1 protein-coding gene is annotated in these 1,406 nt (G+C 69.3%); it reads right to left on the reverse strand.

Annotation, left to right across the window (positions count from 1 at the left end; all coding sequences use genetic code 11):
- Positions 1-21 precede the first annotated feature (21 nt).
- Complete coding sequence (locus tag E1294_RS51930) at positions 22-1,272, reverse strand: IS701 family transposase (RefSeq protein WP_425465293.1); 1,251 nt, start codon at positions 1,270-1,272, stop codon at positions 22-24.
- Positions 1,273-1,406 lie beyond the last annotated feature (134 nt).

The raw sequence follows: 1,406 nt of genomic DNA on the forward strand, positions 1-1,406 counted from the left end.
TACTCCAGTGACACATCGCGATCATGGATCGGATCGGCGCTGGTAGTGGTAGTGCCGGGCTGTGGCTTGGTGGCGTCGGCGCCAGTGTGACCAGCGCAGAACGTCCGTGATGGAGCGGTGCCGGATCAGCACGAGGGCGGCGAGCAGTCGGCGGATCTCGGGCAGGGTCAGGGGGATGCCGTCGTCTGTGGTGCTGGACGGTTGGGCGGCGGCGATGGCGGCCAGCAGGGCCAGGGCGAGCATGGCCAGGGTGATGTGCCGGTGCCAGGCCGTCCAGCCGCGGACCTGGTAGTGGTCGAGGCCGGCCTGGCCTTTGGCGGCTTGGAAGGACTCCTCGACGGCCCATCGCACTCCTGCGATCTTGACTAGGGCTATCAAGGGCTGCCGGGTGGGCGCGTAGCAGCGGTAGAACGCCAGCTCGCCGGTGGTCAGGTTGCGGCGGATCAGCAGCCACCGATATCCGTTCGTCGCGTTCTCGTCGATGTGGGCCCAGGCCCAGGCATACCAGCGCGGGCCCTTGGCTCCCTGTCCGGCGCGGTAGCGGTGCCAGTGCCGGTCGGCCACTCGCGCGGCGACCTCGGCCGCGTTTACCTGGACCCCTTCGAGCTCGACGCGCCGGTTGCCCGCGATGGCCAGCACGTATCCCATCCGGCGCTCCTCCAGAGCAGCGCGCAGGCGCGGGTCCTGGCCGTAGACCTCATCACCGGTCACCCAGCGGGCGGGCACCCCGGCCTGCAGCGCGGCCAGCACCATGGCGGTGGCCAGCGCGGGCTTGGTGGCAAAGCCCGCCTCGTCCGGAATGCCGGCCGCCTGGCATCGGTCGGAGTCGGCCAGCCAGGTGTGTTCGGGCAGATAGAGCCGCCGGTCCAGCAGCGCCCGCCCGGCCGGTGTGGCGTAGGCCAGGAACACCCCGATCTGGCAGTTCTCGATCCGGCCCGCTGTGCCGCTGTATTGCCGCTGCACCCCGGCCGAGCGAGCGCCCTTCTTGACGAACCCGGTCTCATCGGCGATCAGCACGCCGCCGGGGCCGAGCCGATCGACGACGAAGGCACGCACGTCATCGCGCACGGCGTCGGCGTCCCACCGGGCGGTGCGCAGCAGCCGCTGCAGTTTCTGCGGGCCGGCCAGTCCGGCGTGTTCGGCCAGGTTCCAGCAGTTCTTACGGTCGAGGTCGGCCAGCAGCCCACGCACGTATGCATTCGCCGCGCGACGTGGTTCGATGCGGCCGAACCGGCCGGCGATCCGGGCCATCAGCTCGTTGAAGATGACCATCCAGCCGTCAGGGTCTACGCTGTGGCTCGCGGCCACCGCACGATCTTTGGTTGTCTTCACAAACTCCGAATGATCACGCGGTGGCCGTCGCCATGTGACCCGATCCTTCAAGATCGCCAAGTGTCACTGGAGTA

It is taken from the genome of Nonomuraea diastatica (assembly GCF_004349015.1).
Classification (GTDB): Bacteria; Actinomycetota; Actinomycetes; order Streptosporangiales; family Streptosporangiaceae; genus Nonomuraea; species Nonomuraea diastatica.

Bases quoted from the DNA above. Each gene is read 5' to 3' on its own strand.
- E1294_RS51930 (WP_425465293.1), bottom strand. From the start codon at position 1,272: ATGGTCATCTTCAACGAGCTGATGGCCCGGATCGCCGGCCGGTTCGGC.